Annotated in this window: 25 protein-coding genes; 15 read left to right on the top strand and 10 right to left on the bottom strand. The window is 63.7% G+C overall.

Translation table 11 applies throughout. The features are described from left to right. Positions 1-47: 47 nt before the first annotated feature. The gene (gene carB / locus ACTIFE_RS11915) at positions 48-3,410 is read left to right on the top strand and encodes a carbamoyl-phosphate synthase large subunit (RefSeq protein ID WP_439529374.1); all 3,363 of its coding nucleotides are present in this window, start codon (positions 48-50) and stop codon (positions 3,408-3,410) included. 117 nt (positions 3,411-3,527) lie between these two features. Next, positions 3,528-4,001 carry a transcription elongation factor GreA gene (gene greA / locus ACTIFE_RS11910; RefSeq protein ID WP_106754779.1) on the top strand — a complete coding sequence of 158 codons (474 nt, stop codon included), beginning with the start codon at positions 3,528-3,530 and terminating at the stop codon, positions 3,999-4,001. Between the two features lie 252 nt (positions 4,002-4,253). On the opposite strand, the gene ACTIFE_RS11905 is transcribed toward greA, so the two are convergent. The 3 genes from ACTIFE_RS11905 to ACTIFE_RS11895 form a co-directional block, all read right to left on the bottom strand. Next, entirely contained in the window at positions 4,254-4,553 is a 300-nt protein-coding gene (locus tag ACTIFE_RS11905; RefSeq protein WP_439529373.1) for a type II toxin-antitoxin system RelE/ParE family toxin, read from the bottom strand. Beyond that, positions 4,543-4,803: a type II toxin-antitoxin system ParD family antitoxin gene (locus ACTIFE_RS11900; protein WP_439529372.1), complete on the bottom strand. Its 261-nt coding sequence runs from the start codon at positions 4,801-4,803 to the stop codon at positions 4,543-4,545. Before ACTIFE_RS11900 ends, ACTIFE_RS11905 begins: the two co-directional genes overlap by 11 nt. A gap of 87 nt (positions 4,804-4,890) precedes the next feature. Beyond that, positions 4,891-5,361: an Lrp/AsnC family transcriptional regulator gene (locus tag ACTIFE_RS11895; protein ID WP_106754808.1), complete on the bottom strand. Its 471-nt coding sequence runs from the start codon at positions 5,359-5,361 to the stop codon at positions 4,891-4,893. 171 nt (positions 5,362-5,532) lie between these two features. Between ACTIFE_RS11895 and ACTIFE_RS11890 the strand changes: the two genes are divergently transcribed. From ACTIFE_RS11890 to ACTIFE_RS11880, 3 genes are all read left to right on the top strand, one after another. Further along, complete coding sequence (locus ACTIFE_RS11890; protein ID WP_439529371.1) at positions 5,533-6,555, top strand: mitochondrial fission ELM1 family protein; 1,023 nt, start codon at positions 5,533-5,535, stop codon at positions 6,553-6,555. 34 nt (positions 6,556-6,589) lie between these two features. Continuing rightward, complete coding sequence (trxB, locus tag ACTIFE_RS11885; protein WP_439529370.1) at positions 6,590-7,546, top strand: thioredoxin-disulfide reductase; 957 nt, start codon at positions 6,590-6,592, stop codon at positions 7,544-7,546. A gap of 66 nt (positions 7,547-7,612) precedes the next feature. Next, positions 7,613-8,509 carry a LysR family transcriptional regulator gene (locus ACTIFE_RS11880; protein WP_439529457.1) on the top strand — a complete coding sequence of 299 codons (897 nt, stop codon included), beginning with the start codon at positions 7,613-7,615 and terminating at the stop codon, positions 8,507-8,509. Between the two features lie 498 nt (positions 8,510-9,007). Here the strand turns inward: ACTIFE_RS11880 and msrP are convergent, their stop codons facing one another. Then, positions 9,008-9,973, bottom strand: coding sequence for a protein-methionine-sulfoxide reductase catalytic subunit MsrP (gene msrP, locus ACTIFE_RS11875; RefSeq protein ID WP_439529369.1), 966 nt, complete (start codon positions 9,971-9,973; stop codon positions 9,008-9,010). 193 nt (positions 9,974-10,166) lie between these two features. Continuing rightward, positions 10,167-12,242 (bottom strand): elongation factor G, encoded by a 2,076-nt coding sequence (locus ACTIFE_RS11870; protein WP_439529368.1) that lies wholly within the window; start codon positions 12,240-12,242, stop codon positions 10,167-10,169. Between the two features lie 132 nt (positions 12,243-12,374). On the opposite strand from ACTIFE_RS11870, the gene ACTIFE_RS11865 reads away from it, so the two are divergent. After that, complete coding sequence (locus ACTIFE_RS11865; protein ID WP_439529367.1) at positions 12,375-12,812, top strand: hypothetical protein; 438 nt, start codon at positions 12,375-12,377, stop codon at positions 12,810-12,812. 323 nt (positions 12,813-13,135) lie between these two features. Here the strand turns inward: ACTIFE_RS11865 and ACTIFE_RS11860 are convergent, their stop codons facing one another. The 3 genes from ACTIFE_RS11860 to ACTIFE_RS11850 all read right to left on the bottom strand — a co-directional run bounded on the left by ACTIFE_RS11860 (position 13,136) and on the right by ACTIFE_RS11850 (position 16,225). Beyond that, a complete protein-coding gene (locus ACTIFE_RS11860; protein WP_439529366.1) occupies positions 13,136-13,618 on the bottom strand; it encodes a DUF992 domain-containing protein in 483 nt (160 codons plus the stop codon). 175 nt (positions 13,619-13,793) lie between these two features. Beyond that, positions 13,794-14,993, bottom strand: coding sequence for a pyridoxal phosphate-dependent aminotransferase (locus tag ACTIFE_RS11855; RefSeq protein WP_439529365.1), 1,200 nt, complete (start codon positions 14,991-14,993; stop codon positions 13,794-13,796). A gap of 89 nt (positions 14,994-15,082) precedes the next feature. Beyond that, positions 15,083-16,225, bottom strand: coding sequence for a PAS domain-containing protein (locus ACTIFE_RS11850; protein WP_439529364.1), 1,143 nt, complete (start codon positions 16,223-16,225; stop codon positions 15,083-15,085). A gap of 216 nt (positions 16,226-16,441) precedes the next feature. Between ACTIFE_RS11850 and ACTIFE_RS11845 the strand changes: the two genes are divergently transcribed. The 5 genes from ACTIFE_RS11845 to ACTIFE_RS11825 all read left to right on the top strand — a co-directional run bounded on the left by ACTIFE_RS11845 (position 16,442) and on the right by ACTIFE_RS11825 (position 18,759). Then, on the top strand, positions 16,442-16,714 hold the full coding sequence (locus ACTIFE_RS11845; protein WP_439529363.1) for a hypothetical protein: 273 nt from the start codon (positions 16,442-16,444) through the stop codon (positions 16,712-16,714). A gap of 3 nt (positions 16,715-16,717) precedes the next feature. Beyond that, the gene (locus ACTIFE_RS11840; RefSeq protein ID WP_439529362.1) at positions 16,718-16,885 is read left to right on the top strand and encodes a hypothetical protein; all 168 of its coding nucleotides are present in this window, start codon (positions 16,718-16,720) and stop codon (positions 16,883-16,885) included. 75 nt (positions 16,886-16,960) lie between these two features. Next, entirely contained in the window at positions 16,961-17,371 is a 411-nt protein-coding gene (locus ACTIFE_RS11835; RefSeq protein WP_439529361.1) for a DUF3775 domain-containing protein, read from the top strand. Positions 17,372-17,640: 269 nt separating this feature from the next. After that, positions 17,641-17,769: a hypothetical protein gene (locus ACTIFE_RS11830; RefSeq protein WP_439529360.1), complete on the top strand. Its 129-nt coding sequence runs from the start codon at positions 17,641-17,643 to the stop codon at positions 17,767-17,769. Positions 17,770-17,790: 21 nt separating this feature from the next. Continuing rightward, positions 17,791-18,759 carry a DUF1624 domain-containing protein gene (locus ACTIFE_RS11825; protein WP_439529359.1) on the top strand — a complete coding sequence of 323 codons (969 nt, stop codon included), beginning with the start codon at positions 17,791-17,793 and terminating at the stop codon, positions 18,757-18,759. A 41-nt stretch (positions 18,760-18,800) separates the two neighbouring features. On the opposite strand, the gene ACTIFE_RS11820 is transcribed toward ACTIFE_RS11825, so the two are convergent. After that, positions 18,801-19,760: a phosphotransferase gene (locus ACTIFE_RS11820; RefSeq protein WP_439529358.1), complete on the bottom strand. Its 960-nt coding sequence runs from the start codon at positions 19,758-19,760 to the stop codon at positions 18,801-18,803. 147 nt (positions 19,761-19,907) lie between these two features. On the opposite strand from ACTIFE_RS11820, the gene ACTIFE_RS11815 reads away from it, so the two are divergent. Continuing rightward, positions 19,908-20,267 carry a SelT/SelW/SelH family protein gene (locus tag ACTIFE_RS11815; protein WP_439529357.1) on the top strand — a complete coding sequence of 120 codons (360 nt, stop codon included), beginning with the start codon at positions 19,908-19,910 and terminating at the stop codon, positions 20,265-20,267. On the opposite strand, the gene ACTIFE_RS11810 is transcribed toward ACTIFE_RS11815, so the two are convergent. Further along, a complete protein-coding gene (locus ACTIFE_RS11810; RefSeq protein WP_439529356.1) occupies positions 20,257-20,703 on the bottom strand; it encodes a MarR family winged helix-turn-helix transcriptional regulator in 447 nt (148 codons plus the stop codon). The genes ACTIFE_RS11815 and ACTIFE_RS11810 overlap by 11 nt on opposite strands. A gap of 130 nt (positions 20,704-20,833) precedes the next feature. Between ACTIFE_RS11810 and ACTIFE_RS11805 the strand changes: the two genes are divergently transcribed. The 3 genes from ACTIFE_RS11805 to uvrB all read left to right on the top strand — a co-directional run bounded on the left by ACTIFE_RS11805 (position 20,834) and on the right by uvrB (position 25,225). After that, complete coding sequence (locus tag ACTIFE_RS11805) at positions 20,834-21,319, top strand: DUF1579 domain-containing protein (protein WP_439529355.1); 486 nt, start codon at positions 20,834-20,836, stop codon at positions 21,317-21,319. A 36-nt stretch (positions 21,320-21,355) separates the two neighbouring features. After that, a complete protein-coding gene (locus ACTIFE_RS11800; protein ID WP_439529354.1) occupies positions 21,356-22,132 on the top strand; it encodes a VOC family protein in 777 nt (258 codons plus the stop codon). 168 nt (positions 22,133-22,300) lie between these two features. Then, positions 22,301-25,225, top strand: coding sequence for an excinuclease ABC subunit UvrB (gene uvrB, locus ACTIFE_RS11795; protein WP_439529353.1), 2,925 nt, complete (start codon positions 22,301-22,303; stop codon positions 25,223-25,225). The last annotated feature ends 211 nt before the right edge of the window (positions 25,226-25,436 follow it).

Raw genomic sequence — 25,436 nt, 5'->3', positions numbered from 1 at the left:
CTCACGCTCGCGCTTCAAGGCGCGACGGCGGGACGATGCGAGCCACGATGCCCAGACGCACAGACATTTCCTCCATCCTGATCATCGGCGCCGGTCCGATTGTCATCGGCCAGGCCTGCGAGTTCGACTACTCGGGCACACAGGCCTGCAAGGCGCTGCGTGAGGAAGGGTATCGAATCATCCTCGTGAACTCCAATCCGGCCACGATCATGACGGACCCGGATCTGGCGGATGCGACCTATATCGAGCCGATCACCCCCGAAGTGGTCGCCCGGATCATCGAAAAGGAACGCCCGGACGCGCTGCTGCCGACCATGGGCGGCCAGACGGCGCTGAATTGCGCCCTCGATCTGGAACGCGACGGCGTGCTGGAGAAGTTCGGCGTCGAAATGATTGGCGCGCGTGCCGACGTGATCGAAAAGGCCGAGGACCGCGAAAAATTCCGCGCCGCGATGGATGCCATCGGGCTGGAAAACCCGCGCGCCTCGATTGCGTCCTCGCCCGCGATCCGCGATGCCAACGGCAAGATCACCGGCTATGACCGCAACGCCGGCTTCCTGGAAGCCATGAAGGCCCTCGACGAGATCGGCCTGCCGGCCATCATCCGTCCGGCCTATACGCTCGGCGGCACCGGCGGCGGCGTTGCCTACAACCGTGAGGAATTCGAGACCATCGCCCGCTCCGGCATCGATGCCTCGCCGGTCGGCCAGATCCTGATCGACGAAAGCCTGCTCGGCTGGAAGGAATATGAGATGGAAGTGGTCCGCGACAAGGCGGACAACTGCATCATCATCTGCTCCATCGAGAACATCGATCCGATGGGCGTGCATACGGGGGATTCCATCACGGTCGCGCCGGCGCTGACGCTGACCGACAAGGAATACCAGATCATGCGCGACGCCTCGATTGCGGTGCTGCGCGAGATCGGCGTCGAAACCGGCGGCTCGAACGTGCAGTTCGCGGTCAGCCCCGAGACCGGCCGTCTGGTTGTCATCGAGATGAACCCGCGCGTGTCGCGCTCGTCCGCCCTCGCTTCCAAGGCGACCGGCTTCCCGATTGCCAAGATCGCGGCCAAGCTGGCGGTCGGCTACACGCTCGACGAGCTGGAGAATGACATCACCGGTGGCGCCACGCCGGCGTCCTTCGAGCCGACCATCGACTACGTCGTCACCAAGATCCCGCGCTTTGCTTTCGAGAAGTTCCCGGGCTCCGAACCGACGCTGACCACCGCTATGAAGTCTGTCGGTGAAGTGATGGCCATCGGCCGCACCTTCCAGGAGAGCCTGCAGAAGGCCTTGCGCGGGCTTGAGACCGGCCTCACTGGCCTCGATGAAGTCGAAATCCCCGGCCTTGGCCAAGGCGATGACCAGAACGCAATCCGTGCCGCGATCTCCACGCCGACGCCGACCCGGCTGCTGAATGTGGCACAGGCGCTGCGCCTGGGCATGTCGCAGGAGCAGATCAACGCCCTGTGCGGCATCGATCCCTGGTTCCTGGAGCAGATCGCCGGCATCATCGACATGGAAACCAAGGTCCGCACCCATGGCCTGCCGCAGAGTGCTGAGATGCTGCGCAGCCTGAAGGCCATGGGCTTCTCCGATGCCCGCCTCGGCTCGCTGGCCGGCCTTGATGCCGATGCCGTCGCCAAGCGGCGTGCCGACCTCAACGTGCATCCGGTCTATAAGCGCATCGACACCTGCGCGGCCGAGTTCGCCTCGCCGACGGCCTATATGTACTCGACCTACGAGGCGCCGTTTGCTGGCGCCCCGGTCAGCGAAGCCATGCCGTCGGATCGCAAGAAGGTCGTGATCCTGGGTGGCGGCCCGAACCGCATCGGCCAGGGCATCGAGTTCGACTATTGCTGCTGCCATGCCGCCTTCGCGCTGGAAGAGGCTGGCTATGAGTCGATCATGGTCAACTGCAACCCGGAAACCGTTTCGACCGACTACGACACCTCGGACCGCCTGTATTTCGAGCCGCTGACCCCGGAAGACGTGCTGGAAATCATGCGCGTGGAACAGTCCAACGGCACGTTGCACGGCGTCATCGTCCAGTTCGGTGGCCAGACGCCGCTGAAGCTTGCACAGGCTCTGGTGAAGGCGAATGTCCCGATCCTCGGCACCTCGCCCGACATGATCGACCTGGCCGAAGACCGCGACCGTTTCCAGAAGCTCCTGACCAAGCTCGGCATGAAGCAGCCGCAGAACGGCATTGCCTATTCCGTCGAACAGGGCCGCCTGATCGCCGGCCAGCTCGGCCTTCCGCTGGTCGTGCGTCCGTCCTATGTTCTGGGTGGCCGCGCCATGCAGATCATCCGGGACGAGGAAGCGCTGAACTCCTATCTGCTCGGCACCCTGCCGGAACTGGTGCCTGGCGAAATCCGCGCCAAGTATCCCAACGACAAGACCGGCCAGATCAACACGCTGCTGGGCACCAACCCGCTGCTGTTCGACCGTTACCTGGACGGCGCCATCGAAGTGGACGTGGACGCCCTGTCCGACGGCACCGATGTCTTCGTCTGCGGCATCATGGAACACATCGAGGAAGCCGGCATCCACTCCGGCGACAGTGCCTGTTCCCTGCCGCCCTACTCGCTCTCGGCCGAACTGATCGAGGAACTGAAGCGGCAGACCGTGGCCCTCGCAAAGGCGCTGCAGGTCGGCGGCCTGATGAACGTCCAGTATGCGATCCGGGATGGCGAGATCTATGTGCTGGAAGTGAACCCGCGTGCCTCGCGCACGGTGCCTTTCGTGGCCAAGACCATTGGCGTGCCGGTGGCCAAGATCGCCAGCCGCATCATGGCCGGCGAAAGCCTTGCGTCCTTTGGTCTCACCGAGAAGGTTCTGGACCATGTCGCCGTCAAGGAAGCCGTGTTCCCCTTCGCCCGGTTCCCGGGCGTCGACACGATTCTCGGACCGGAAATGCGCTCCACTGGCGAAGTGATGGGTCTGAACGGTTCCTTCGCATCGGCCTTTGCCAAGTCCCAGATCGGGGCTGGCACCGGCGTTCCGCTGGAAGGCACCGTGTTCGTGTCCATGCGCGACCAGGACAAGGCTGGTGTTCTGGATGCCGTGCGCCGTCTCGAAGGGCTTGGCTTCCGGATTATCGCGACCAGCGGCACCCAGCGCTACCTTGTCGAGCACGGAATTGCCTGCACAAAGGTCAACAAGGTGCTTGAAGGCCGCCCGCACATCGTTGATGCTGTGAAGAATGGAGAGGTCCAACTCGTCTTCAACACGACCGAAGGCGCGCAGGCCCTTTCCGACAGCCGTTCGATGCGTCGCGCTGCCCTATTGCACAAGGTGCCCTACTACACGACCCTCGCTGGGGCTGTAGCGGCCGCCAAGGGTATCGAGGCGTATAAAACCGGCGGCCTTGAAGTTCGACCCCTGCAGTCCTACTTCGGCTAAGGCTCAATTCATCCGCACTCCAGCCGGACCTTGAAACGTCCGGCTGGATCGTGCTTTTTATGTTCTTTCGGCCCGCGCCCTTCGGTGCGGGCCATGGTACGTGAAGGTCCAGGACCAATGGAAAAGATCCCGATGACGGCTGCGGGCTATGCCATGCTGCAGACGGAACTGAAGGAGCGCACGTCGGTCGAGCGGCCCCGGATCGTTGAGGCGATTTCCGAGGCCCGTGCGCACGGCGACCTGTCGGAAAATGCCGAATATCATGCGGCAAAGGAAGCCCAGAGCCACAACGAGGGCCGCATCGCGGAACTCGAGGATAAGCTCGGCCGCGCCGAGATCATTGATGTCTCGAAGCTCTCGGGGACCACGGTCAAGTTCGGCGCAACCGTGACGCTGATCGATGAGGACACCGAGGAAGCCAAGAAATACATGATCGTCGGCGACGTTGAGGCCGATGTGAAGCAGGGCCGGATCTCCATCTCGTCCCCGATTGCCCGCGCGTTGATCGGCAAGACCGTCGGCGACAGCGTCGAGGTTTCCGCACCCGGCGGCTCGCGCTCCTACGAGATCGAGGCCGTCAGCTTCCTCTGATCCCGTTGCGTTTCGCAAACATGCCTGATGAAAATGCCCGCAGCTTGTGCGGGCATTTTTGTTTGATGAAGTCGGCCGACAGTACCAATCCTCAAGACGGTTCACACAACGAGAACTCTTCAAGTCCGTCTGGCGTCCGAGCAATTTCGAAGCGTGATGCGTCAACACCACAAGACTTGGTGTAAGGCCGTCTTATGACCTGCAAAGCTGCCACCGCTTCCCATTCCATCAGGGACAAGAAGCCCTCACCGTCTATTCCCCTGATGGGTTCTGCTTCCAGTCCTCACGCCCGTGGCGCACACGGATGATCAGCACATCACTGCGGTCATCTACGACATAAATGACCAGATGAGAGTGGACCGGATAAGCGCGGACAGGCGGATTTATCTCATGGCGTTCACGCGCCAGATACGGATTGGCTGCAATCAGTTCGAAGGCGCTTTCCAGCAGGCCATGATAGCGGGCAGCCTGCGCGTCGCCAAACTGCACAGTCCCCTCGATCAAGATCCCCGTGACATCATCCGCTGCCTTGCGGCTGAGCTTATAGGCCATCCGAAGACGGGTCTGTCCGGACGCGATGACGCACAGCGTTCAGGATATCGGCCATAGATTGGTCACTGACGCCGCTTTCCAGACCTTCTGTAACCAGCATCTGCATATGAGCAATCTTGCCGCAACGCTCCTGGTCGCGCCGGATCAGATCGCGCACGTAGTCGCTCGCGTTGCTATAACGCCCCGAGACCGTCTGAGCCTCAACCCAATCCTTCATGGGATCCGGAAGCGATACATTCATCGTCGCCATGGCCAACCTCTTTCAATCACATTCGCAGACTTTGGCAGAGATTGGCAAAGATTGTCAAATTACAGCGACGGCGTTGTCTTGCGACGCCTACCGCGCGATCGGCACCATCGGTTCGTCCTTGGTCCGGCGAATGGTAAGGGCGGTGCGGACGCTGTCGACGTTGGGCGTTGCGGTCAGTTCGCGGATGATGAAGGTCTGGAAGGTCTGAAGGTCGGGGGCGACGCATTTCAACAGGAAATCCACCTCGCCCGACAGCATGTAGCACTCGCGCACGATCGGCCAGCCGTTGACGGTCTGTTCGAACGCGATCAGGTCGTTCTCCGTCTGGCTGTGCAGGCCGACCATGGCAAAGGCCGTCACCTCATAGCCCAGTTGCTTCTCGTCCAGCAGCGTGCGGTAGCCCCGAATGAGGCCCGCTTCTTCCAGCGCCCGAACGCGGCGCAGGCACGGGGGAGCGGAAATCCCGACCCGGCGCGCCAGTTCCACGTTGGTCATCCGACCATCCTGCTGTAGTTCTTTCAGGATGTGCCAATCGATGGCATCAAGCCGTGCTTTCAAGAAACTCTCCATAGCGATAACAGCGGGCAGCGCTCCGGACCTGGATCAGGCGGGCCTGCTGCCTGCCGTATCCAGCGGCTGAAAGCCTTGCGACTCTCCGGCTCACCCGCGTAGATGTGGCTGGAAGTAAAATTTTTTTTGCGGTTCTGCAAGACTATAACAAAAACCGAGATGAATAAGAAAGAACCTGAAACCGCTCTTTTATCCGCAGCTGCGCCGGCCTGGATCCTGACCGATGGCAAGGCCGGCGATGAAGCGCAGTGCATCGGCGTGGCCGAGGCCCTAGGGCTTGCCTATGAGCGCCGCATCATACGACCCCGCGCGCCGTTTTCCTGGGTGATGCCCTATGGCCCGATCGATCCGCGCGAGAACGAGACCCGGCCGCAGAGCCCCCTTTCCCCGCCGTTTCCCCAGCTCGCCATCGCCTCGGGACGACGCGCCGTGCCCTATCTCAAGCGGCTGAAGCGGATCAGCAAAGGCGACACCTTCACCGTCTTTCTGAAAGATCCACGCACCGGTTGCGGCACGGCGGACTTCATCTGGGTGAGCCAGCACGACAGACTGCGCGGGCCGAATGTCATGGTCACGCTAACGGCGCCGCACCGGCTCAGCGCCGCCCGGCTTGCCCGTGCCAGCGCGACCTCTGATGCAAGGCTGGACGCCATCGGTCACCCGCGCGTTGCAGTTCTGGTGGGCGGTGACAGTCGCCATCACCAGTTTTCCGATGGCGATATTCGCGCCCTTGTCGCCGGGCTCGAAGCCTGGGCGCGGTTTGGCGCAAGGCTGATGATCACGACATCACGGCGCACCCCGGTAGGGCTCGCACGCGCCCTGACCGAAATGGCTGCGACGGGCGGACACTTCTTCTGGGACGGCAGGGGTGAAAACCCGCTTGCCGCCATGCTTGGCCGGGCGGAGGCGGTCGTGGTGACCGCCGACAGCACCAACATGATCGGCGAAGCTGCGGCGACCGGCCGCGCCGTGCATGTGTTCCATCCCGGCGGCGGCCACGCCAAGATTGGAATGTTTTTGTCTGGACTGGCGGAAATGGGCATTGTTCACCCCTTCCCCGGGCCTTTGAAAACCACTACCTACGAGCCGCTGAACAGCACGCCAGAGATTGCCGCAGCCATTCGCAACGCCATGCGGCAGCGCGGGGCCACCGGCCAGACCAACAGCGACCGCCAGCCCTGACGGGCCTGGTGGCGACGACAGAAAGTGGATCGCCATGACCACCGAACACGTGAAGCTCCTCATCATCGGCTCCGGCCCGGCCGGTTACACCACCGCGATCTACGCGGCCCGCGCGATGCTGGAGCCCGTGCTCGTTGCCGGCATCCAGCCGGGCGGCCAGTTGACCATCACCACCGATGTCGAAAACTATCCCGGCTTTGCCGAACCGATCCAGGGCCCCTGGCTGATGGAGCAAATGCGGCTGCAGGCCGAGCATGTCGGCACGAAGCTGCTGTATGACACAATCACCGAAGTCGACCTGTCGCAGCGGCCCTTCCGTGCTGTTGCCGACAGTGGCACGATCTTCCTCGCAGACGCCCTGGTCATCGCGACCGGCGCGCAGGCGCGCTGGCTCGGCCTGCCGTCTGAACAGGACTACATGGGCGCCGGCGTTTCAGCCTGCGCGACCTGCGACGGGTTCTTCTACCGTGGCCGCGAGGTCGTCGTCGTTGGCGGTGGCAACAGCGCCGTCGAGGAAGCGCTGTATCTTGCCAACCTGGCCTCCAAGGTGACCGTTGTGCATCGACGCGACAGCTTCCGCGCCGAGCGGATCCTGCAGGAACGCCTGTTCAAGCACCCGAAGATCGAGGTAATCTGGGATCACGCCGTGGACGAGATCCTGGGCGGTGGCATGCCCAAGGCCGTGACCGGCGTCCGGCTGAAAAACACCAAGACCGGCGAGACCCGTGATCTGGCCACCGACGGTGTCTTCGTTGCCATCGGCCACGCCCCGTCTGTCGATCTGTTCCGTGGCCAGCTACAGCTCAAGCCGAACAATTACATCTTCACCGAAGCAGATTCGACCCGGACCTCGGTCCCCGGCGTCTTTGCAGCGGGCGATGTCACCGATGACATCTACCGCCAGGCGGTGACGGCTGCCGGCATGGGCTGCATGGCAGCGCTTGAAGCGGAAAAGTTTCTGGCCGAACATGGATCGGACACACAGGCCTGACACACAAGCCTGACAGATTCGCCCGGCCGCATCAGGCGTGAGCGGGCGCGAGCGGAGGCTCACATGATGGACTGGGACAAACTGCGCATCTTCCACGCTGCGGCGCAGGCAGGCAGTTTTACCCATGCCGGCGACAGCCTCAATATGAGCCAGTCGGCCGTCAGCCGTCAGGTCAGCGCGCTGGAAGCCGACCTGGGCGTGCCGCTGTTTCATCGCCATGCCCGCGGCCTCCTTCTGACCGAGCAGGGCGAATTGCTCTATCGCACCGCCCGGGACGTCCTGATGCAGCTGGAAGCCGTGCAGACGCGGCTCACCGACAGCCGCGAGAAGCCGACGGGTGTCTTGCGCGTGACCACGACCGTGGGCCTCGGCTCGACCTGGCTGACCCAGCGCATCCACGAGTTCATTGACCTTTATCCTGACATGGACCTGCGGCTGCTGGTCGATGATGCCGAGCTCGACCTGTCGATGCGCGAGGCCGATATTGCCATCCGCCTGCGCCAGCCAACCCAGCCGGACCTGATCCAGCGCAAGTTGTTCACGGTGCATTTCCACGTCTATGCCGCGCCGTCCTACCTGAAGCGCTATGGCACGCCGGGTTCCATTGCCGATCTCGACAACCACCGGCTTGTCACCTTCGGCGAACATGCCCCGGCTTACTTGCGCGACATGAACTGGCTCGAGATTGCCGGCCGCGACGTGGACAATCCGCGCCGGGTGGTCCTGCGCGTCAACAACGTCGTTGCCATCAAGCGCGCCGTGCAGAAGGGCATCGGCGTCGCCATCCTGCCGGACTACCTGGTCGAGAACGATTCCTCGCTGGTGCAGATCCTGACCGAGGTCGAGGACATGATCCCGAGCTTCGACACCTATTTCGTCTATCCGTCCGAGCTGAAGAACACCGCGCGCATCACCGCCTTCCGCGACTTTCTGCTCGCCAAGGCCGAACGCTGGGCCTACTGAGCGCCCTTTCCCCTGTTCGCATCCGCAAATGCGTCAGCCGTGTGACGCTGCCCCGCAATTGTCATGCGCGGGCTGTGCCTTCGCCTTGAGCAGGGCCGGCCAGATGCACTCCCTTCACGGCTTGCGACACATTCTGAAAAACGCTTGTTTCAAAGGCACTTGCACAAGGCGGTGGCAATTTTTGTGCGCCGCACCCAGATCTGCGCGACAATCGCATGACGATTTTGCCAGCTACCCTGGAAACGCATAGCAGATCTGCGCAGGTGCCACTTGTTTCGGCAGCTTGTGCACTGCATATAAGCATCACTGTTGGTTCTGCGGCGTCGCACTCTCCTCCCAGCGACGCCAATTCAGCCAGCTGTTCCCCTCTGGAAGGTGATCTTTCACCGCTGTGAGAGATCAAAAAAACAACTGCCGGGTCTTTTGACCCGGCTTTTTTTTGCCCTGAATTCGGGAGGAGGTTGCGCCGGCGCTGAACTGGGCCAGCGCCTGCACGCTTCACATGTACAACTGCTCGTTCTCCAGTCCGGCATACAGCCCTGCGACCTGCTCGCCATAGCCGTTGAACATGAGCGTCGGCCGGCGTTCGCCAGTGCCCAGCAGTTCCTCGCTCGCCTGGCTCCAGCGCGGATGCGGCACGTCCGGGTTCACATTGGCCCAGAAGCCATATTCGGATCCGGCAATCTCTTCCCAGAACGACACGGGGCGCGTCTCGGTGAAGCTGATCCGCACGACCGACTTGATCGACTTGAAGCCGTACTTCCAGGGCAGCGCGAGGCGCAGGGGCGCGCCTGACTGCTTCGGCAGAGGCTTGCCATAGACGCCGGTGGCCATGAAGGCGAGCTCATTGGTTGCCTCGGCCAGGGTCATGCCTTCCACATAAGGCCAGGGATACCAGGTCTGCTTCTGCCCGGTTGCGACCTCCGGGTTCTGGAAGGTTTCCATCCGCACGTATTTGGCCCCCGCCTGCGGGCTCGCCAGCTTGACCAGTTCGGCCAGAGCAAAGCCGGACCACGGCACCGCCATCGACCAGGCCTCGACACAGCGGTGGCGGTACAGCCTTTCTTCCAGCGGCATCTTCTTCAGCAGGTCGTCAATGCCGATTTCCTGCGGGTTGTCGCAAAGCCCGTCGATCTTCAGCACCCAGGGGCGGATCGGCAGCTTCTGCGCCGCAGCAGAGATGCGCTTGTGCGAGCCGAACTCGTAGAAATTGTTGTAGGTCTCGACAAAGGCCGGGTTGGTCAGGTCCCGGTCGAGCGTATAGGCGGCATTGCGGCCGACCGGATACAGCCCGGCACTCGGGTCGTCTTCCGCGCGCAGGGGCGACGGCAGCAGGCTGCCCGCAATCCCGCCGGCAAGGCCGAGGCCCAGCCCTTTCAAAGCCTGGCGTCGGTTGAAGAACAGATGTTCCGGCGTCGCCAGATGCTCCGCCATCTCCCACGCTCGTTTGCCGATGATGTTCATGCCAAGCTCCCTCGGATCGGTGGCCGGTGCGCTCCCGGCCTGTCATCCATGTAGAAGGAGCGGGATTGGGCGCTCCTGACAAGTCACGCTGCAGTGAGTCAAGGACGAGAGCCGTCACCCTTGCGTGAAAGCGCGCCAGCATCAGTCAAGGGCCGGGCAGCGTGCCGCCCGGCCGCCATCTTGCAGCCAGAGATCAGGCCGCGCGGGCAGAGGCCCGCTGCACCACCTGGTCTGCCGCCTTGCCCACCAGTTCGGCCAGATGATCAAAGCGGTGGGTGAAACTGCCGACGCCGGAAGTTGCGGAGCGCAGCTCAATGATCAAGTCTGTGATATCCGCCTCCGGCATCAAGGCCCGCACCTCGTCCCAGCCGGGCCAGCCGGGACGGGCATCAAAGCCCAGAAGCTGTCCTCGCCGTCCCGAGATGATCGCATTGATCCGGGATGTCGCCTCGCTCGGGCAGAACACCTTGACCTGATGCACCGGCTCCAGCAGCACGGGCGCGCATTGCGGCAGCCCCTCCCGCATGGCAAGGATCGCCGCCATCTTGAACGCCTGGTCGGAGCTGTCGACCGAGTGGTAGGAACCATCCGTCAAGGTGACGGCAAGATCGACGAGCGGAAAACCGAGTGGACCGGTGCCCAGTGCCTCGGCAACGCCCTCCCCGACCGCCGGTATATATTGCTTGGGCACGACCCCGCCGGTGATCCGGTCGGCGAAGACAAAGCCCTCGCCGCGGCCCAAGGGCCGGATCTCGAGGGCCACATCGCCAAACTGGCCATGCCCGCCAGACTGCTTCTTGTGCCGGCCGCGCACCGACGTGCTGGAGCGGATGGTTTCGCAATAGGCGACCTTCGGGGCATGAACATCGATGGAAAGGCCGTATTTGCCGCGCAACCGTTCCTGCGCCACCCGCAGGTGCATCTCGCCCTGCCCCTGCAACAAGGTTTCGCCGGACTGCCCGGACTGGGACACCTTGAGGCCCGGATCTTCCTCGACAAGCTTGGCAAGGGCTGACGACAGCTTGACCTCGTCCTTGCACTCGGCTGCCGACAGGGCAACGCTGAGCACCGGCTCTGGCACCCAGGACCGCGCCACCTGTGGCGCGACGCCTTGCAGTCCAAGCGTTTCACCTGTCATGACGCCGTCGAGCTTGCCCAGCGCCACCGTCTCGCCTGCGTCCGCTGCCCCCCGCTTGCTCGTCTGCTGGCCGTACAGCGTGGCGATGCCGCTGATCCGCGCCTCTGCACCATCCGGACGAACGAGCGTGGCCGCCTCTCCAACCCGCCCCGCCAGCACGCGCACCAGCGACAGCTTGCCACCATGCGAGGTGTGGAGTGTCTTCAGCACCTGCACCGCCTCGCAGTCCTTCGGCAGGTCCAGCCTGCGCTGCGTGAAACGAATTCCGGGGGCCTCGTGCCGCAGCGCCTTCATCAGCCGCTGGATGCCGTTGCCATGTTCCGCAGAGCCGATGAAGACCGGGCAGATCAGTCCCTGGCGCATTTCCTCTCCAAGATCGGTGAAGATGCGCTCCCGCCCCGGAGCAATGTCCTCCAGCAGCGCCTCCATCAGCACGTCATCATGGTCGGCCAGTCGTTCCAGCATGGAGAACCGCGCCTCGACCTCACGCTGGTGTTCATCCGTCGGCATCTCGATCACCAGGCTTTCAGCATGCTCGCGGTAGACAAAGGCGCGCTCGAGGGCGAGATCGATGAAGCCCATGGCAATGCCGTTCTTCCAGATCGGGATCTGGCGCAGCACCAGCGGCACACTTGACGCCGGCTGCAGGGCTGCCAGAACCTCGCGCACCCGCCGGTCGGTCCGGTCGATCTTGTTGAGGAACAGGACGCGGGGAATGCCGCGATCCTCCAGTGTCTTGAGGATCAGTTGCAGCGCCGGGATCTTCTTGTCATCGGCCTCGGCCACCACGACGGCGAGGTCGACACCGCCAAGCACGCCCTGGGCTTCGCTGAGAAATTCCACCGATCCGGGGCAATCCAGAAACGTGTAGCGATCGCCGAGATATTCGGTCTCCGCCACATTCACCTCGACGCTCATGCTGTGCGCGCGCGCTTCCGGATTGCCGTCACCGACGCTGGAGCCAGCCGATACGCTGCCTTGCCGCGTCAATGCCCCGGTGCGGGCGAGAATGGCTTCCAGCAGGGTGGTCTTGCCACTGGCAAAGGGCCCAACCAGCGCGATGCACCGGGGCCCTGCGTGTCTGCCGTTTGTCGCTGCCTTCCCGCTTGTCTGCGTGTGATCTTGTGTCATGCCGCCGCCTCCCGTTGGCTGGGGTGCCAGCGCGGTTTGCGACAGGATGGACGCCGCAAGGCCGCGCCACCGCCCGCCTTGGGGCGGTCCGCCATGCTCGCGCCGTTTTGTAAGCCGACGCAAGGAAAACATGTGCGGCACCGCAGCATCGAGCACAGGCCTTGCCAGCAGCGGGACCATGACGCATTGCTGGAACTGCCTTGCCCGCGCCTCACCCTCGGGAACACCATGCCAATACGACTGCGAAGGATCGATCTGCCACGCATGCTCACGGTGCTGTGCCTTGGCACTGCACTCTCCGCTTTCCAAGCAACACCACTGACCGCCCAGACGTCGGCGCTTGGCGGCTACCAGGACAATGGCACAGCAGGCGGACGCGCTGCGCGATCCCAAGACCCGGCCCGACTTCTGGAGCGTGACCGCGCAAGGCAACTCGGCACGCTGGACACGCAGACGCAGCGCCTCGACCAGCAGCGCAAGGAGCGCAATCTCCAGCTCACCGAACCCTGCCCGTCAGCGAACAACCCGGCCTGCCGCGAAATCAACAGGGATGGCAACGAGCGGAAATGAAAGGAAGGGCTGGGGGTGGTACGGGGGACGCCCAAGCCCCCATGATCTTGCTCCGTGTCACCCCGGGCGCAGCGAAGCGGAGACCCGGGGCCTACTCGTTCGCAGAGCCATCAGGATCGGCCCGGTGACGCTGAGTTTTGCGGCAAGGTGTGCTACGCCTGCCATTACGTTTCGGCACCCTGTTTCCCGCTCTGCAAGCGAGTAGGCCCCGGCTCGCGCTACGCTTGGCCGGGGTGACGCCGTAAGGTCTGTCATCAACACGAGGGCAGCCTACGCCGCCCTCGTGTCGGTTTGAACTGGACTGGAACCAGCCGGATTGCAGTTTACTGTGCCGCTTTCAGCGTCAGCTTGGCAACGCCGAGCGTGATGTTGGCGCCGGTGTTGCTTTCAAGGCTCAGCGGGTTCAGCGCGATGGAGCGATCGAGGCCACCGATCAGGGCATTGGCTTCAAGCCCGGCACCCAGCGTTACGCCGGCCGTCACGCCGGCATAGGTGCCGGCCAATGCACCGGGCTTCATGTCAGCACTCGGCGCCAGCACGCCCCAGACCAGATTGGCGTTGGCGGTGGAGCCGATATCAAGGCCGTAATCCGTGATCTTGCCCGTATAGGTCTCGACCGGTGCCTCGATAGCCGGCTTGTAGCTGCAGGACAGCGCATGGCTGGATCCGATAATGAAATTGCTTTCGCCCGTGACAGCGCAGGTCAAGACGCCGATCTGCAGGCCCGGGGCCTGGTTCTGCGCCAGCGCCGGCGTAGCAATGGAAGCGACGGCCAAGGCGGCAGCAAGGAGCGTGGAACGATACATGGAACATCTCCGGACAAAAAATGGAAACCAAAGTCGCCGCGACGGCACCGCGCCATGAAACGACGAACCCCGGCCCGGCTGGCTTGGGTTGCAAGCCGCCGGACCGGGGTTCAATCGCAGGTGAATGTGTCCAGAGCGCGACCAGGCGCCCTGAACAACCGATAAGTTATTAATTTTACTTAAGATTTCCGCAGAAGCGCTGGATACGCATGCAAGCTTCCTCCAGCGCCTCGGTCGAGGTCGCATAGGAAATGCGGAAGTTCGGGCCAAGGCCGAAGGCCGAGCCATGCACCACGGCAACGCCTTCGGTCTCCAGAAGCTCGGTGACGAAGTCCTCGTCGGTCTCGATGACCTTGCCGGACGGCGCGGTCTTGCCGATGGTGCCGGCACAGGACGGGAACACGTAGAACGCGCCCTCTGGCACCGGGCAAACGAGACCCTTGGCCTGGTTCAGCATCGACACCACGAGGTCACGGCGAGCCTTGAAGATCTCGTTGTTCTTCGGGATGAAGTCCTGCGGGCCGTTGAGGGCTTCCACCGCCGCGTACTGGGCGATCGAGCAAGGGTTGGAGGTCGACTGCGACTGGATGGTCGCCATCGCCTTGATCACCGAAACGGGACCAGCCGCATAGCCAATGCGCCAGCCGGTCATGGCATAGGCCTTGGAAACACCGTTGACCGTCAGCGTGCGATCATACAGCGCCGGCTCGACCTCCGCCGGCGTGGCAAACTTGAAGCCGTCATAGGTCAGGTGCTCGTACATATCGTCGGTCATCACCCAGACATGCGGGTGCTTGACGAGCACGTCCGTCAGCGCCTTCAGTTCGGCATGGCTGTAGGCAGCACCGGACGGGTTCGACGGCGAGTTGAAGATGAACCACTTGGTCTTCGGCGTGATCGCCGCTTCCAGTGCTTCTGCCGTGATCTTGAAGGTGGACTTGTCCGCCTCGACGATCACCGGCGTGCCGCCGGCCAGTTCCACCATGTCCGGGTAGCTGACCCAGTACGGCGTCGGGATGATCACTTCATCGCCCGGGTTCACGGTTGCCATCAGGGCGTTGTAGAGCACCTGCTTGCCGCCGGTGCCGACAGTCACCTGGGCCGGCGTGTAGGTCAGGCCATTCTCGCGCTTGAACTTGGCGACAATGGCGTCCTTCAGCTCCGGAATGCCATCGACGGCAGTGTATTTGGTCTTGCCCTCGGTGATGGCCTTGATCGCCGCTGCCTTGATGTTGTCCGGTGTATCGAAATCCGGCTCACCGGCGCCGAGACCAATCACGTCCCGGCCTGCGGCTTTCAGCTCACGCGCCTTGTTGGTCACCGCGATGGTCGCGGACGGTTTCACGCGCGCAAGAGCGTCGGCAATAAAGCCCATAGTATCCTCCGTGGGAGACTGCAAAAACAAGCGCGCGGACCCTAGTGCCAGATCCTTGCCACCGCAAGGGTTCAAAGCGTGTTTTCGCGTCAGGCCTTGCCCTCAAGCATCAGGCGCGGTGGGGCGTCATCGGCTTCGATGAGCATGGCACGCAGGCGCTTGTTCTTGGAAACGCCATCCATCGAATTGATCACGACCGATTGCGGTGCGACGACGCCCTTGCGCGCGGCTTCAAGCAGAGCGGTGAAGGACTTCGGATGCAGCAACGTCTCGGTGATCGGCGTGTCGTCAATGATCTGCTGCGTCAGGGCATAGATCTTGCGCGCGACCTTGTTGGCGCTGAGGATCTTGCGGGTCTTGCTGTCGATCACCAGCACCGGCGCTGTCATCGCGTCAAACACCCTTGCCATATCAACACGGCCGTTTTCCCCAGGTTCCGCCGAAAACAGCACGCCTCCCACCGTTTCGCTGACACGGAAGAACACCGCCGAGTAATTCAGCAGGATACTGTCCCCGCTGGGGAGCTGGAACCGACCGCGACCCGATGCCCCGGCCCTCCGGGTCAAGGCAGTCAGCGTGAGCAGCGCCAGCGTCTTGCCGACCCGTTTCGGGATATGGGCAATGTTACGTCCCAGGCAAAGGGCGGGGTCCGTAATTCCGAAAACCTGCATGAAGGCAGGGCTGGCGTAGCGAATGTAGCCGTAGTTGTCGACGGTTAGGACGATCTTGGTCGAGTTCTCGACAAAGTGCTTCAGGATCGGCGCCAGGCCGCGCACCACCGCGCCGCCCTCGTTCTCCGGAATTCCGCCCACCGGATGACAGATGACGAAGGGCTGCCCCCCCTCCGAGTCGTAACGCAAACCGTACAGCGTCACACCGATCAGCCCGGTATCCGCGTCTCCGCCAATCTCAGTTGGCCCCGCCTTGCCCTTGCGCAGCACGGTCTGGATGAACCCGAGCAGGTTCTTCTGCGTCTGCGCCGGCAGCATGCGCATGGCATCGGAGAAACTGGCCTCCAGCAGTTTGCCGCCTTGACCTTCGAAAGTCTGCGAGCTGCTTTCCTGCCAGACGAGCCGCATGGCGGAGAGATCGGCAATAAAATACAGCAGGCCAGACAGGCGAAGCACCGGGCCAGCGACTGTTTCGCTCACCGCAGTCCCTGGCTGTTCCCTGGCGTCCTCTGGTCGATTTGCGACAGCGAGGGCGTTTGCCTTCACGTTCTTCTCCTGCATCCGCTATTCCGGATCTTCCCAACCAACCACCAGAGTACTGCGGTGCACACTCGCAGCATTTCCCCAAAAAGAAGTGAATCAGAAAATGACAAGGCTAACGACCGCGCCATGAAATGGCCGCAAAATCTGTCGCACTGCGTCACGATCCAAGCGGGAACGCGTCGCAATCGCCGGTCAATGTCCCCCCCATCGGAATTCCGAAGGAAAGGACACATCGTGACCGGATCTTTCTCCCATGAGCATGAAGCGCAAGCCGACCACAGCCGCCTGCCCGGCATCCTGCCGGTGACCGCGCTTGCCTGCCTTGCCGCAGCTGGCCTCTACGCGATCTTCGGTGAAGCGGCCACGGTGGATGGCGCGATCCTGCTGCTGCTCGGTGTGTTTCTCGCCATGAGCGCCGTCACCCTGGCCCTGTGGCACCGCCTTGAGCGCAGCCTTTCGGCTTCGCCGGCCTATGCGCGCCGCCGGGCCGCCTCCTGGAGACACTGACCCATGCCCCGCCAATCCCGTGACCCCGAGGAGGCAAGCCTGCGTCCCCTCGGCATCGCCATCGCTCTCGGACTGATCCTCGCCGTGATCATCTCGCTGACCGGGCCCGACAGCGCCGCCTCGGCGCGCCCCGACCGTCAGGTGCCGCCCTCCCAAGACAGCAGCCGCTAACCCTTCCTGTCCTGGCCGGTTGTCAAGTGATGCAAGCCGGTGGATAGTGGAAGGACATGATCGCGGAGGCTCGTCATGGCCGTCGAACTCACCTTGTCCCCCGATACCATTCGCATGCTGGCCCAGAAGGCGCGAGCCGCTTCCACTGCACTGGACGATGCTTACGAGAACCGCGGCGAGGCAGAAGTCGAATTCGACCCTGACCTTCTCACCGACAGCCACCATCACAACGGCCTGGCAGAGGAAGAAAGCGAAGACCTCAGCGAAGAGGAGCTTCGCGAACTGATCGATGATCTCAACATCGACGAGGCCGCCGAACTGGTCGCCCTCGTCTGGCTCGGTCGGGGGGACTTTGACGCCGCCGACTATGCACAGGCAGTTGACGAGGCCCGTGACCGCGCCTTCGCTGCAACCTCCACCTATCTGCTGCGCATGCCGATGCTTGCCGACCATCTGGAAGGCGGGCTGGAAGCCTTGGGCCTGTGAGTTGAAGGCTGCGGAGAACTTGAAATAAACAACTGAACTTGAAGCACTTTGCCTGACGCCCGGCGCTTGACCTCTGGTGCGGACACCGCCGTGTGTTTCAACCCGGCTGGGGACAGCTCCATCCGCCACCGCCGCTGCCGTGGCATCCGGGCACCTCTCCCTTTTAACCTTTCATTAACCATGACTGTCGTTCCCTGTGGCTCCATTGTCCGGTCCACTGCCGGGCGCGTTTGCGAACCTGTATCTCCCAAACCGCAGAAAGGTCAGCGATGAGCCTCCAGGACCGTTTCGACATGGACAGCGCAGCCACCACCAGCCCCTCGCCCTGGCCCCTGGTGGCCGCAACCATCGCGCTCGGCGGTTTCGCCAGCCTGCTGCTGTCCGCTTTCCTTGGCTGATCTGCGCGGCCGGAGCCGCTGATGACCCGGGTTCGCCTGCCCGTCCTTGACGCCCTGCGCGGCCTCGCGCTCCTGGCGATGGGCATCTATCACCTGTCCTGGGACCTGTTCTGGTTTGGCGTTGTCGACTGGCCGGTGGACACGGCACCGGGCTGGCGCGCCTTTGCCGCTGCCATCGCTGGCAGCTTCCTGTTCCTTGCCGGTGTCAGCCTCTCGCTGGCACATGGCAACGGCATCCGCTGGCGCGCCTTCCTGCGCCGCGAGGCCATGATCCTCGCTGCAGCGGCTCTTGTCAGCCTCGGCACCTGGTTTGCCCTCGGCGAGGGTCTGGTTCGCTTCGGCATCCTGCACGCCATCGCAGCCGCAAGCCTGATTGCCCTGCCCTTTGCCCGCCTGCCGGCGCTGGCGGGCGTCCCGCTCGCCCTTCTCGCCGGCGGATTGATCCTTGCCCTGCCTTATCTGCCGGGCGTTCCTGCCTTGGATGGCCCCTGGTGGCTATGGACCGGCCTTGGCGACCCGGGCGTCTCCAGCGTCGACTATGTTCCGCTCACGCCCTGGGCCGGCTTGACCCTGATCGGTATTGCCGCCGGCCATCTCCTGCGCCTACCACAGGCGACAGAGCTTGCGGCCACGTGGCAACCGACCGGGCCCGGCGGCCGGCTTGCCTGTTTCGCAGGCCGCCATTCCCTGGCTGTCTACCTGCTGCATCAGCCGGTGCTGTTTGGCGCGCTGTGGCTTCTGGCAGCGGTGCATCTCATCCCGGACCGCGCCTCGACAGACTTTATCGACAACTGCAGCTTCACCTGCGCTCTGGGCGGCGTTGACGAGGCCGCCTGCCGCAAGATCTGCGCCTGCACGCTGACCTCGCTCAGATCTGACGATCTCTGGGACAACCTGCTGCGCGAGCCTGAGAACATGTCGTTTCGCGACGACATGAACAACCGGCACCAGGTCTGCGTGCTCGCCTTCGACCCGACCGGCGCCCGGTAAGCTGTGCCGAACCGGACAGTCAGTTCGAACAGGAACCGGCCCTAGTCGTCATCTTTGCCGGACGGCTTGCCTTGCTGGTCAAGCGCTGTTTGCGCCCGTGCCAGCCGTGCCTGCGCATAGGCTGTGAAGTCCGTTGCCGGATTGCCGGCCTCCGCCTGATCCAGCGCCCACAGTGCGGACACGACGTCACACACCGGCCGCATCCGGCCAACGCGTAGGGCCAGTTTTGCTGCCGCCGGAAAATCTCCGGCGCAATAGCCAGTCAACAACGCCATGCGCGCAGCCGCGCCATATCCCGCCTCAAGTCCGGCATAGGCCAGGTCCCAGGCCGGGTCGGCCAGCGCTGCATACTCGAAATCGATCAGCCACAGCCGTCCGCCGGACAGCAGCACATTCTGCGGCACCGGATCGCAGTGACTGGGTACCGGGTGGACAGGGTCCGCGCCCAGCTGCCGCGCGGCTGCCATCGCCGCATCCACCACCTGCGTTTGCAGGGCAGACAACCGTGCGGCCGGCACTCGTGCCCGCAGCCCGGCAATCAGATCTTCGGGACACAGGCGACCTGCCGAAAGCCCCGCCGCCTGGTGCAGTTTGCGCAAGGCAACCCCAAGCAGGACCGCCTCGCCCGGATCGGCCCTGTCATCGCTTGCAAGCGGACGTGCATCCGGCAAGGCCTGCAACAGCATCAATCCGCGCCCCGGCTCAACCAGCACGACGCTGGGCCCAAGCCCAAGATCCGCCGCCCGCCTGGCAAAAGCCGCCTCCGTAAGACGGTCAACCCGCCCCCGCAGGCTGGGCCGTTCAAGCCGCAGGATGAACTCCCCCCGGCTGCCATCGATGCGGAAGACCTCGTTGCTGAGCCCGTCCTGCCGCGAGATCGCTGACAGGTCGCCGATGGCCGCCGCCAGTCCGGGAACATCTGCCAACAGGGCATCAAGCCGGCCGCAGGCGGCCGCCTCGATCGAGGTCCTGCGGCTCTTGTCGTGGCTGTCCTGGCTCATCGCATCACCGGCTCGGGAAATCCTGCCCTCACAGGTAGCCCGGCAGCAGCCACAGCTCAACAACCACCCTTGCAGTGCGGGAAAGATCCATGCAGTGATCACAGCCGATCCAGCCAGCCCGCATGTCCCACGCCACAGGCAACCCCAATGTCAAACCTCACAGTTCAAGAGCCGAAAGCCGAGACCTCGCCCCAGGTTCAGGAGCGTGAGAAACCGGCCCTTGTCATTACCTATTGCCGCCAATGCAACTGGATGCTGAGGTCCGCCTGGATGGCGCAGGAACTGCTCAGCACTTTCTCCGAGGAGATTGGCTCCGTCACCCTGATCCCGGGAACGGGCGGTGTCTTTGTCATCACCTGTGATGGCACCCAGATCTGGGAGCGCAAGGCGGACGGCGGCTTCCCGGAGGCCAAGGTCCTGAAGCAACGCGTTCGCGATCTGGTCTGGCCGGAGCGCGATCTCGGACATTCGGACGGGCATTCGAAGGGGGATGCGCCTAGCCGCTGATTTCGGCCAGTCCGTTGCGCAACAGCTGCGGGTCTGTCGCCATTCCAGCCTCCAGCGCACCGTGTACCGCATCCCAAACCGGAACAGCCGCCTGAAGAACGCCGACGCCCACCGCAGTCAACGCCAGGCGCTTGCCGCGCTTGTCCTTGGGGTCCGGCAGAACCTCGACCCAGCCGTTGCGCGTCAGCGGCTTCAGGGCAGCAGTCAGCGTGGTCCGGTCCATGCCCAGCAGCCGCGCGACCTGCCCCAGCGACGGCGGCGCGGGCCGGTTCAGCGACATCATCAGCGAGAACTGCTGATTGGTGAGCCCCAGCGGCTTCAATGCCAGATCGAACCGCCGCGCCAGAACGCGTGCCGCTCGCTGGGCAAAGAGGCAGAGGCAGGTGTCCTTGACCTGCAGCGTCTTGGAATAGGGAATGACTGGCGCGTTTGACATGGTTCAAATATGTTGATATCAACTCTTATCGTCAATTGACAGTATTGCCGGGATACGGTGGTCCGCCCCGGCCCGCAAGACTTATCCCCCGCCAATGCGACAGCTCAACCCGAAATTACAGGGGACGCTCATGCAACCATCCAAGCCCACGGAACATCACAAGGTCCTGCAACGCCTGGCAGGCGATTGGCGCATGATCTCGAGCACCGGTCATCCAGATTACGACCCGAACGATCCGGCAAAACTCTGGACGGAAACGGGCCGGATGCTTGGGGACCTCTGGGTCGTGATCGAAAGCCAGGGCCCGATGCCGGATGGAACACCGGCCCGGATGTTCATGACCATCGGCTACGACCCGGCGCTCGGCTGCTACACCGGCACATGGATCGGTTCGATGATGGACCGGCTCTGGGTCTATCGTGGCTGGCTGGAAGACGGCGGCGAGACGCTGGTGCTGGAAGCCCAGGGACCGGATTTCAACACTCCCGAGAAAATCGTCAATTATCGCGATGTCATACGCTTCAGGTCTGATGGCAGCCGCAGCTTCACGGGCAGCGTCGAACAGGCGGACGGGAGCTTTCATGAGTTCATGACCCATGTGGTCACTCCGGCTTGACGCAGGGGAGCCGCATTTCAAAAAGGGAGGATTGCAATGATCGGCAAGTTCATCTGGTACGAACTGATGACGACGGACCCCAAGGCAGCGGCTGCGTTCTACGCAGAGGTTGCCGGATGGACAGCATCGGACGCCGGGATGCCCGGCTTCGACTACACGCTGATGACCATTCCCGGCCAGCCGATGCCGACCGCCGGCATCATGGTCATACCGGAAGAACTGACCGGCATCGGCGTTCCGCCGCATTGGCTCGGTTATGTCGGGGTCGCCGACGTCGACGCCAAGGCCGCAGAGTTCGCGGCCCATGGCGGCAAGATCATGAAGCCGGCCGAAGACATCCCGCAGATCGGACGCTTTGCCGTGGTTGCGGACCCGCATGGCGCGGTGATCTGCCTGTTCAAGCCGGACATGCCCGACGGTCCGCTGCCGCCGGAACCGGCCATGGGTCATCCCGGCACCTTCGGCTGGAACGAGCTTTACGCCGGCGACGGCGCCGAGGCAGTCGAGTTCTACGGCAAGATGTTCGGCTGGCAGAAGGACATGGCCGTCGACATGGGGCCGATGGGCACCTACCAGTGCGTTGCGCTGGACGGCGTCGGTCTTGGCGGCATCATGACCAAAATGCCAGACATGCCGGAGCCTTTCTGGAATTTCTACATCAACGTCGATGGCCTCGACGCGGCTGTCGCCCGGGCCACAGCAGCCGGCGCAAGGATCGTCAACGGTCCGCAGGAAGTGCCCGGCGGCTCGTGGATCGTCAACGCCCTCGATCCGCAGGGCGCGATGTTCTCGCTGGTGTCGATGACGCGCTGACCAGGCTGAAGCCTGTACTCCTCAACGCCCTGGCTTCCGGCGATGATGCAAACGCGACAAGCCTCCTGACATCATCCTGTCAGGAGGCTTGTCCCACTCACACGGCGTCCGGAACAAAGCCGCAACCCGCCCTTCCCTCGGCAACGGACTCGGCCCATATTGCGGGGCATGAGCAAGAAGCCCTTCCCCCCCGCCGCATCCTCCTCCGAAACCGCCGATGGCTTTGGCGAAGCCCCGCAGGCCGCTTTCGAAGGCGCGCCGCTTTCGGGCTCGATCTCGAACTGGGCACAGGAAATTGCGGACGCAGCCGAGAAGCTGCCTGATCCGGCGTCGGTCCCGACGGATGCACCGGCAGCGCCCGCGCGCAAGGCCGCAAAGCCGAAGGCCAAGTCCGACACCGGATCGCGCTCCTCGCGCGGCACGTCCATCGGCAAGGCGGAGAGCGCTCGCGAGCGCGCGGCGGGCGGGCTTAACCCGGTTGCCGGGCTCGACATCTCGCTGGAAGAGGCGGAGAAGCTCGAGCAGCATCTGAAGGAGAACCGCAAGAAGAAGGGCCGCAACGCCCTGCCGGAACTCTCGGGCGATGGCGGCGCAACGGCCACCGTCGCGGCCCTCTCCGCCCTGATCGAGAGTGGCAATCCGCTGCACAAGAACGGCGTCCTGTGGGTGCCGCACCGGCCGGAGCGTCCGACCAAGTCCGAAGGTGGCGTGCCGATCGTGCTGAAGTCGGCCTATGAGCCGAAGGGCGACCAGCCAACCGCCATTGCCGAGCTGGTGTCAGGCCTGGAAAGCGGCGAGCAGACGCAGGTGCTGCTGGGCGTCACCGGCTCGGGCAAGACCTACACGATGGCGCAGGTGATTGCCCGCACCCAGCGCCCCGCCCTGATCCTTGCCCCGAACAAGACGCTCGCCGCTCAGCTCTATGGCGAGTTCAAGAGCTTCTTCCCCGACAATGCGGTAGAATATTTCGTTTCCTATTACGACTACTACCAGCCGGAAGCCTATGTGCCCCGGACGGACACCTATATCGAGAAGGAATCCTCGATCAACGAGCAGATCGACCGGATGCGCCATTCGGCCACCCGTGCGCTGCTGGAGCGGGACGATGTCATCATCGTCGCCTCGGTGTCCTGCATCTACGGTATCGGTTCGGTCGAGACCTACACCGCCATGACCTTCGCGCTGGAGGTGGGCGAACGCATCGACCAGCGCCAGCTGCTCGCCGACCTGGTGGCCCTGCAATACAAGCGCAACGACGCCGCCTTCCAGCGCGGTGCCTTCCGCGTGCGCGGCGACACCATCGAACTGTTCCCCGCCCACTACGAGGACCGCGCCTGGCGCATCTCGCTGTTCGGCGACGAGGTGGAATCGATCACCGAATTCGACCCCCTCACCGGCCAGAAATCCGGCGAGCTGAAGAGCGTCAAGATCTACGCCAACTCGCACTATGTAACGCCGAAGCCGACGCTGCAGCAGGCCGCCAAGTCGATCAAGGCCGAGCTGAAGCAGCGGCTGGAGGAACTGAACGCCCATGGCCGCCTGCTGGAAGCGCAGCGGCTGGAGCAGCGCACCCTGTTCGACCTGGAAATGCTGGAGGCCACCGGCTCCTGCGCCGGCATCGAGAACTACTCGCGCTATCTGACCGGCCGCGCGCCGGGCGAGCCGCCCCCAACCCTGTTCGAATACCTGCCCGACAACGCCCTCGTCTTCGCCGACGAAAGCCATGTCACCATTCCGCAGATCGGCGCCATGTATCGGGGCGACTTTCGCCGCAAGGCGACGCTGGCCGAATATGGCTTCCGCCTGCCCTCCTGCATGGACAACCGCCCGCTGCGCTTCGAGGAATGGAACGCCATGCGGCCGCAGACGGTGGCCGTGTCGGCAACGCCGGGCAGCTGGGAAATGGACCAGTCCGGCGGCGTCTTCGCCGAGCAGGTCATCCGCCCGACCGGCCTGATCGATCCGCCGGTGCATATCCGCCCGGCAACTTCGCAGGTCGACGACCTGCTGGGCGAGGTGCGCGAGACGGCGGCCAAGGGCTACCGCACGCTGGTTACCACGCTGACCAAGCGCATGGCCGAGGACTTGACCGAATACTTGCATGAAAACGGCATCCGCGTGCGTTACATGCATTCGGACATCGAGACCCTGGAACGCATCGAGATCATCCGCGACCTGCGCCTCGGCGCGTTCGACGTGCTGGTGGGCATCAACCTCTTGCGCGAGGGCCTCGACATTCCCGAATGCGCGCTGGTCGCCATTCTGGACGCGGACAAGGAAGGCTTCCTGCGTTCGGAAACCTCGCTGATCCAGACCATCGGCCGCGCCGCGCGCAATGTCGACGGCAAGGTCATTCTCTACGCCGACCGCATGACCGGCTCGATGGACCGCGCCATCGCCGAGACCAACCGCCGCCGCGAAAAGCAGATCGCCTACAACACCGAGCACGGCATCACGCCGGAAAGCGTCAAGCGCTCCATCGGCGACATTCTCGACAGCGTCTACGAACAGGACCACGTCACCGTCGACGCGGGCTTTGCCGAGACCGGCAATCTGGTCGGGCACAATTTCAAGGCCCATCTGGAAAGCCTGGAAAAGCAGATGCGCACCGCCGCCGCCGATCTCGACTTCGAGACCGCCGCCCGGCTGCGCGACGAGATCCGCCGGCTGCAGGCCACCGAGCTGGCCCTGTCCGACGACCCGATGGCACGCCAGTCCGACGTGGAGGAGCGCGGCGGCACCTATCAGGGCGAACGGCTTTACGGCGCCGGCGGGGCCAAGGAAGGCGCCAGCGGCAAGAAGAAGGAAACCGCCGCCGACCGGGCGCGAGCGGCCAGGGGCTCGGCCATGCCCGCCCCCAGCTCCAAAGTGCGCAAGAACAGCCTGGACGAAATGACTGTCGGCCGCACCGAAGTTCCCCTGCACAGCGGAGAATTGCCGAAAAAGCCCGTCATCCAGGCCCCAGCGATTCAGGCAGAAGACGCCCCGCACCACACACCGCGCGGCAAGATCGGCACCGGCTCCTACGAAGACCCGTCAGAAGACGCCCGGCGCAAGGGAAGGTCGAAGAAGACGGGACGGCCGGGGCGGTGAGTGGGGAAAGCGGGCGGGCCATATGGATCCCCGCACAAGGCGGGGATGACCACCACAGAGTGAGGGGCCGCAGGGCCTCATGACCCAGACACCGCAGCCGAAGCCCCCGCTCAACGGTCATCCCCGCCTTGTGCCACTGCTGTCCGGTTTAAGTTTGGAGCCCTGGGAGTTGCATCTGCGTTGTTTCGATTGGCGGTTTTTTGGGTGATTG

It is taken from the genome of Pannonibacter sp. (assembly GCF_051860505.1).
GTDB lineage: Bacteria > Pseudomonadota > Alphaproteobacteria > Rhizobiales > Stappiaceae > Pannonibacter.
The sequence above is the reverse complement of the archived record's forward strand: the minus strand, read 5'-3'. Positions and strand labels throughout refer to the sequence as shown.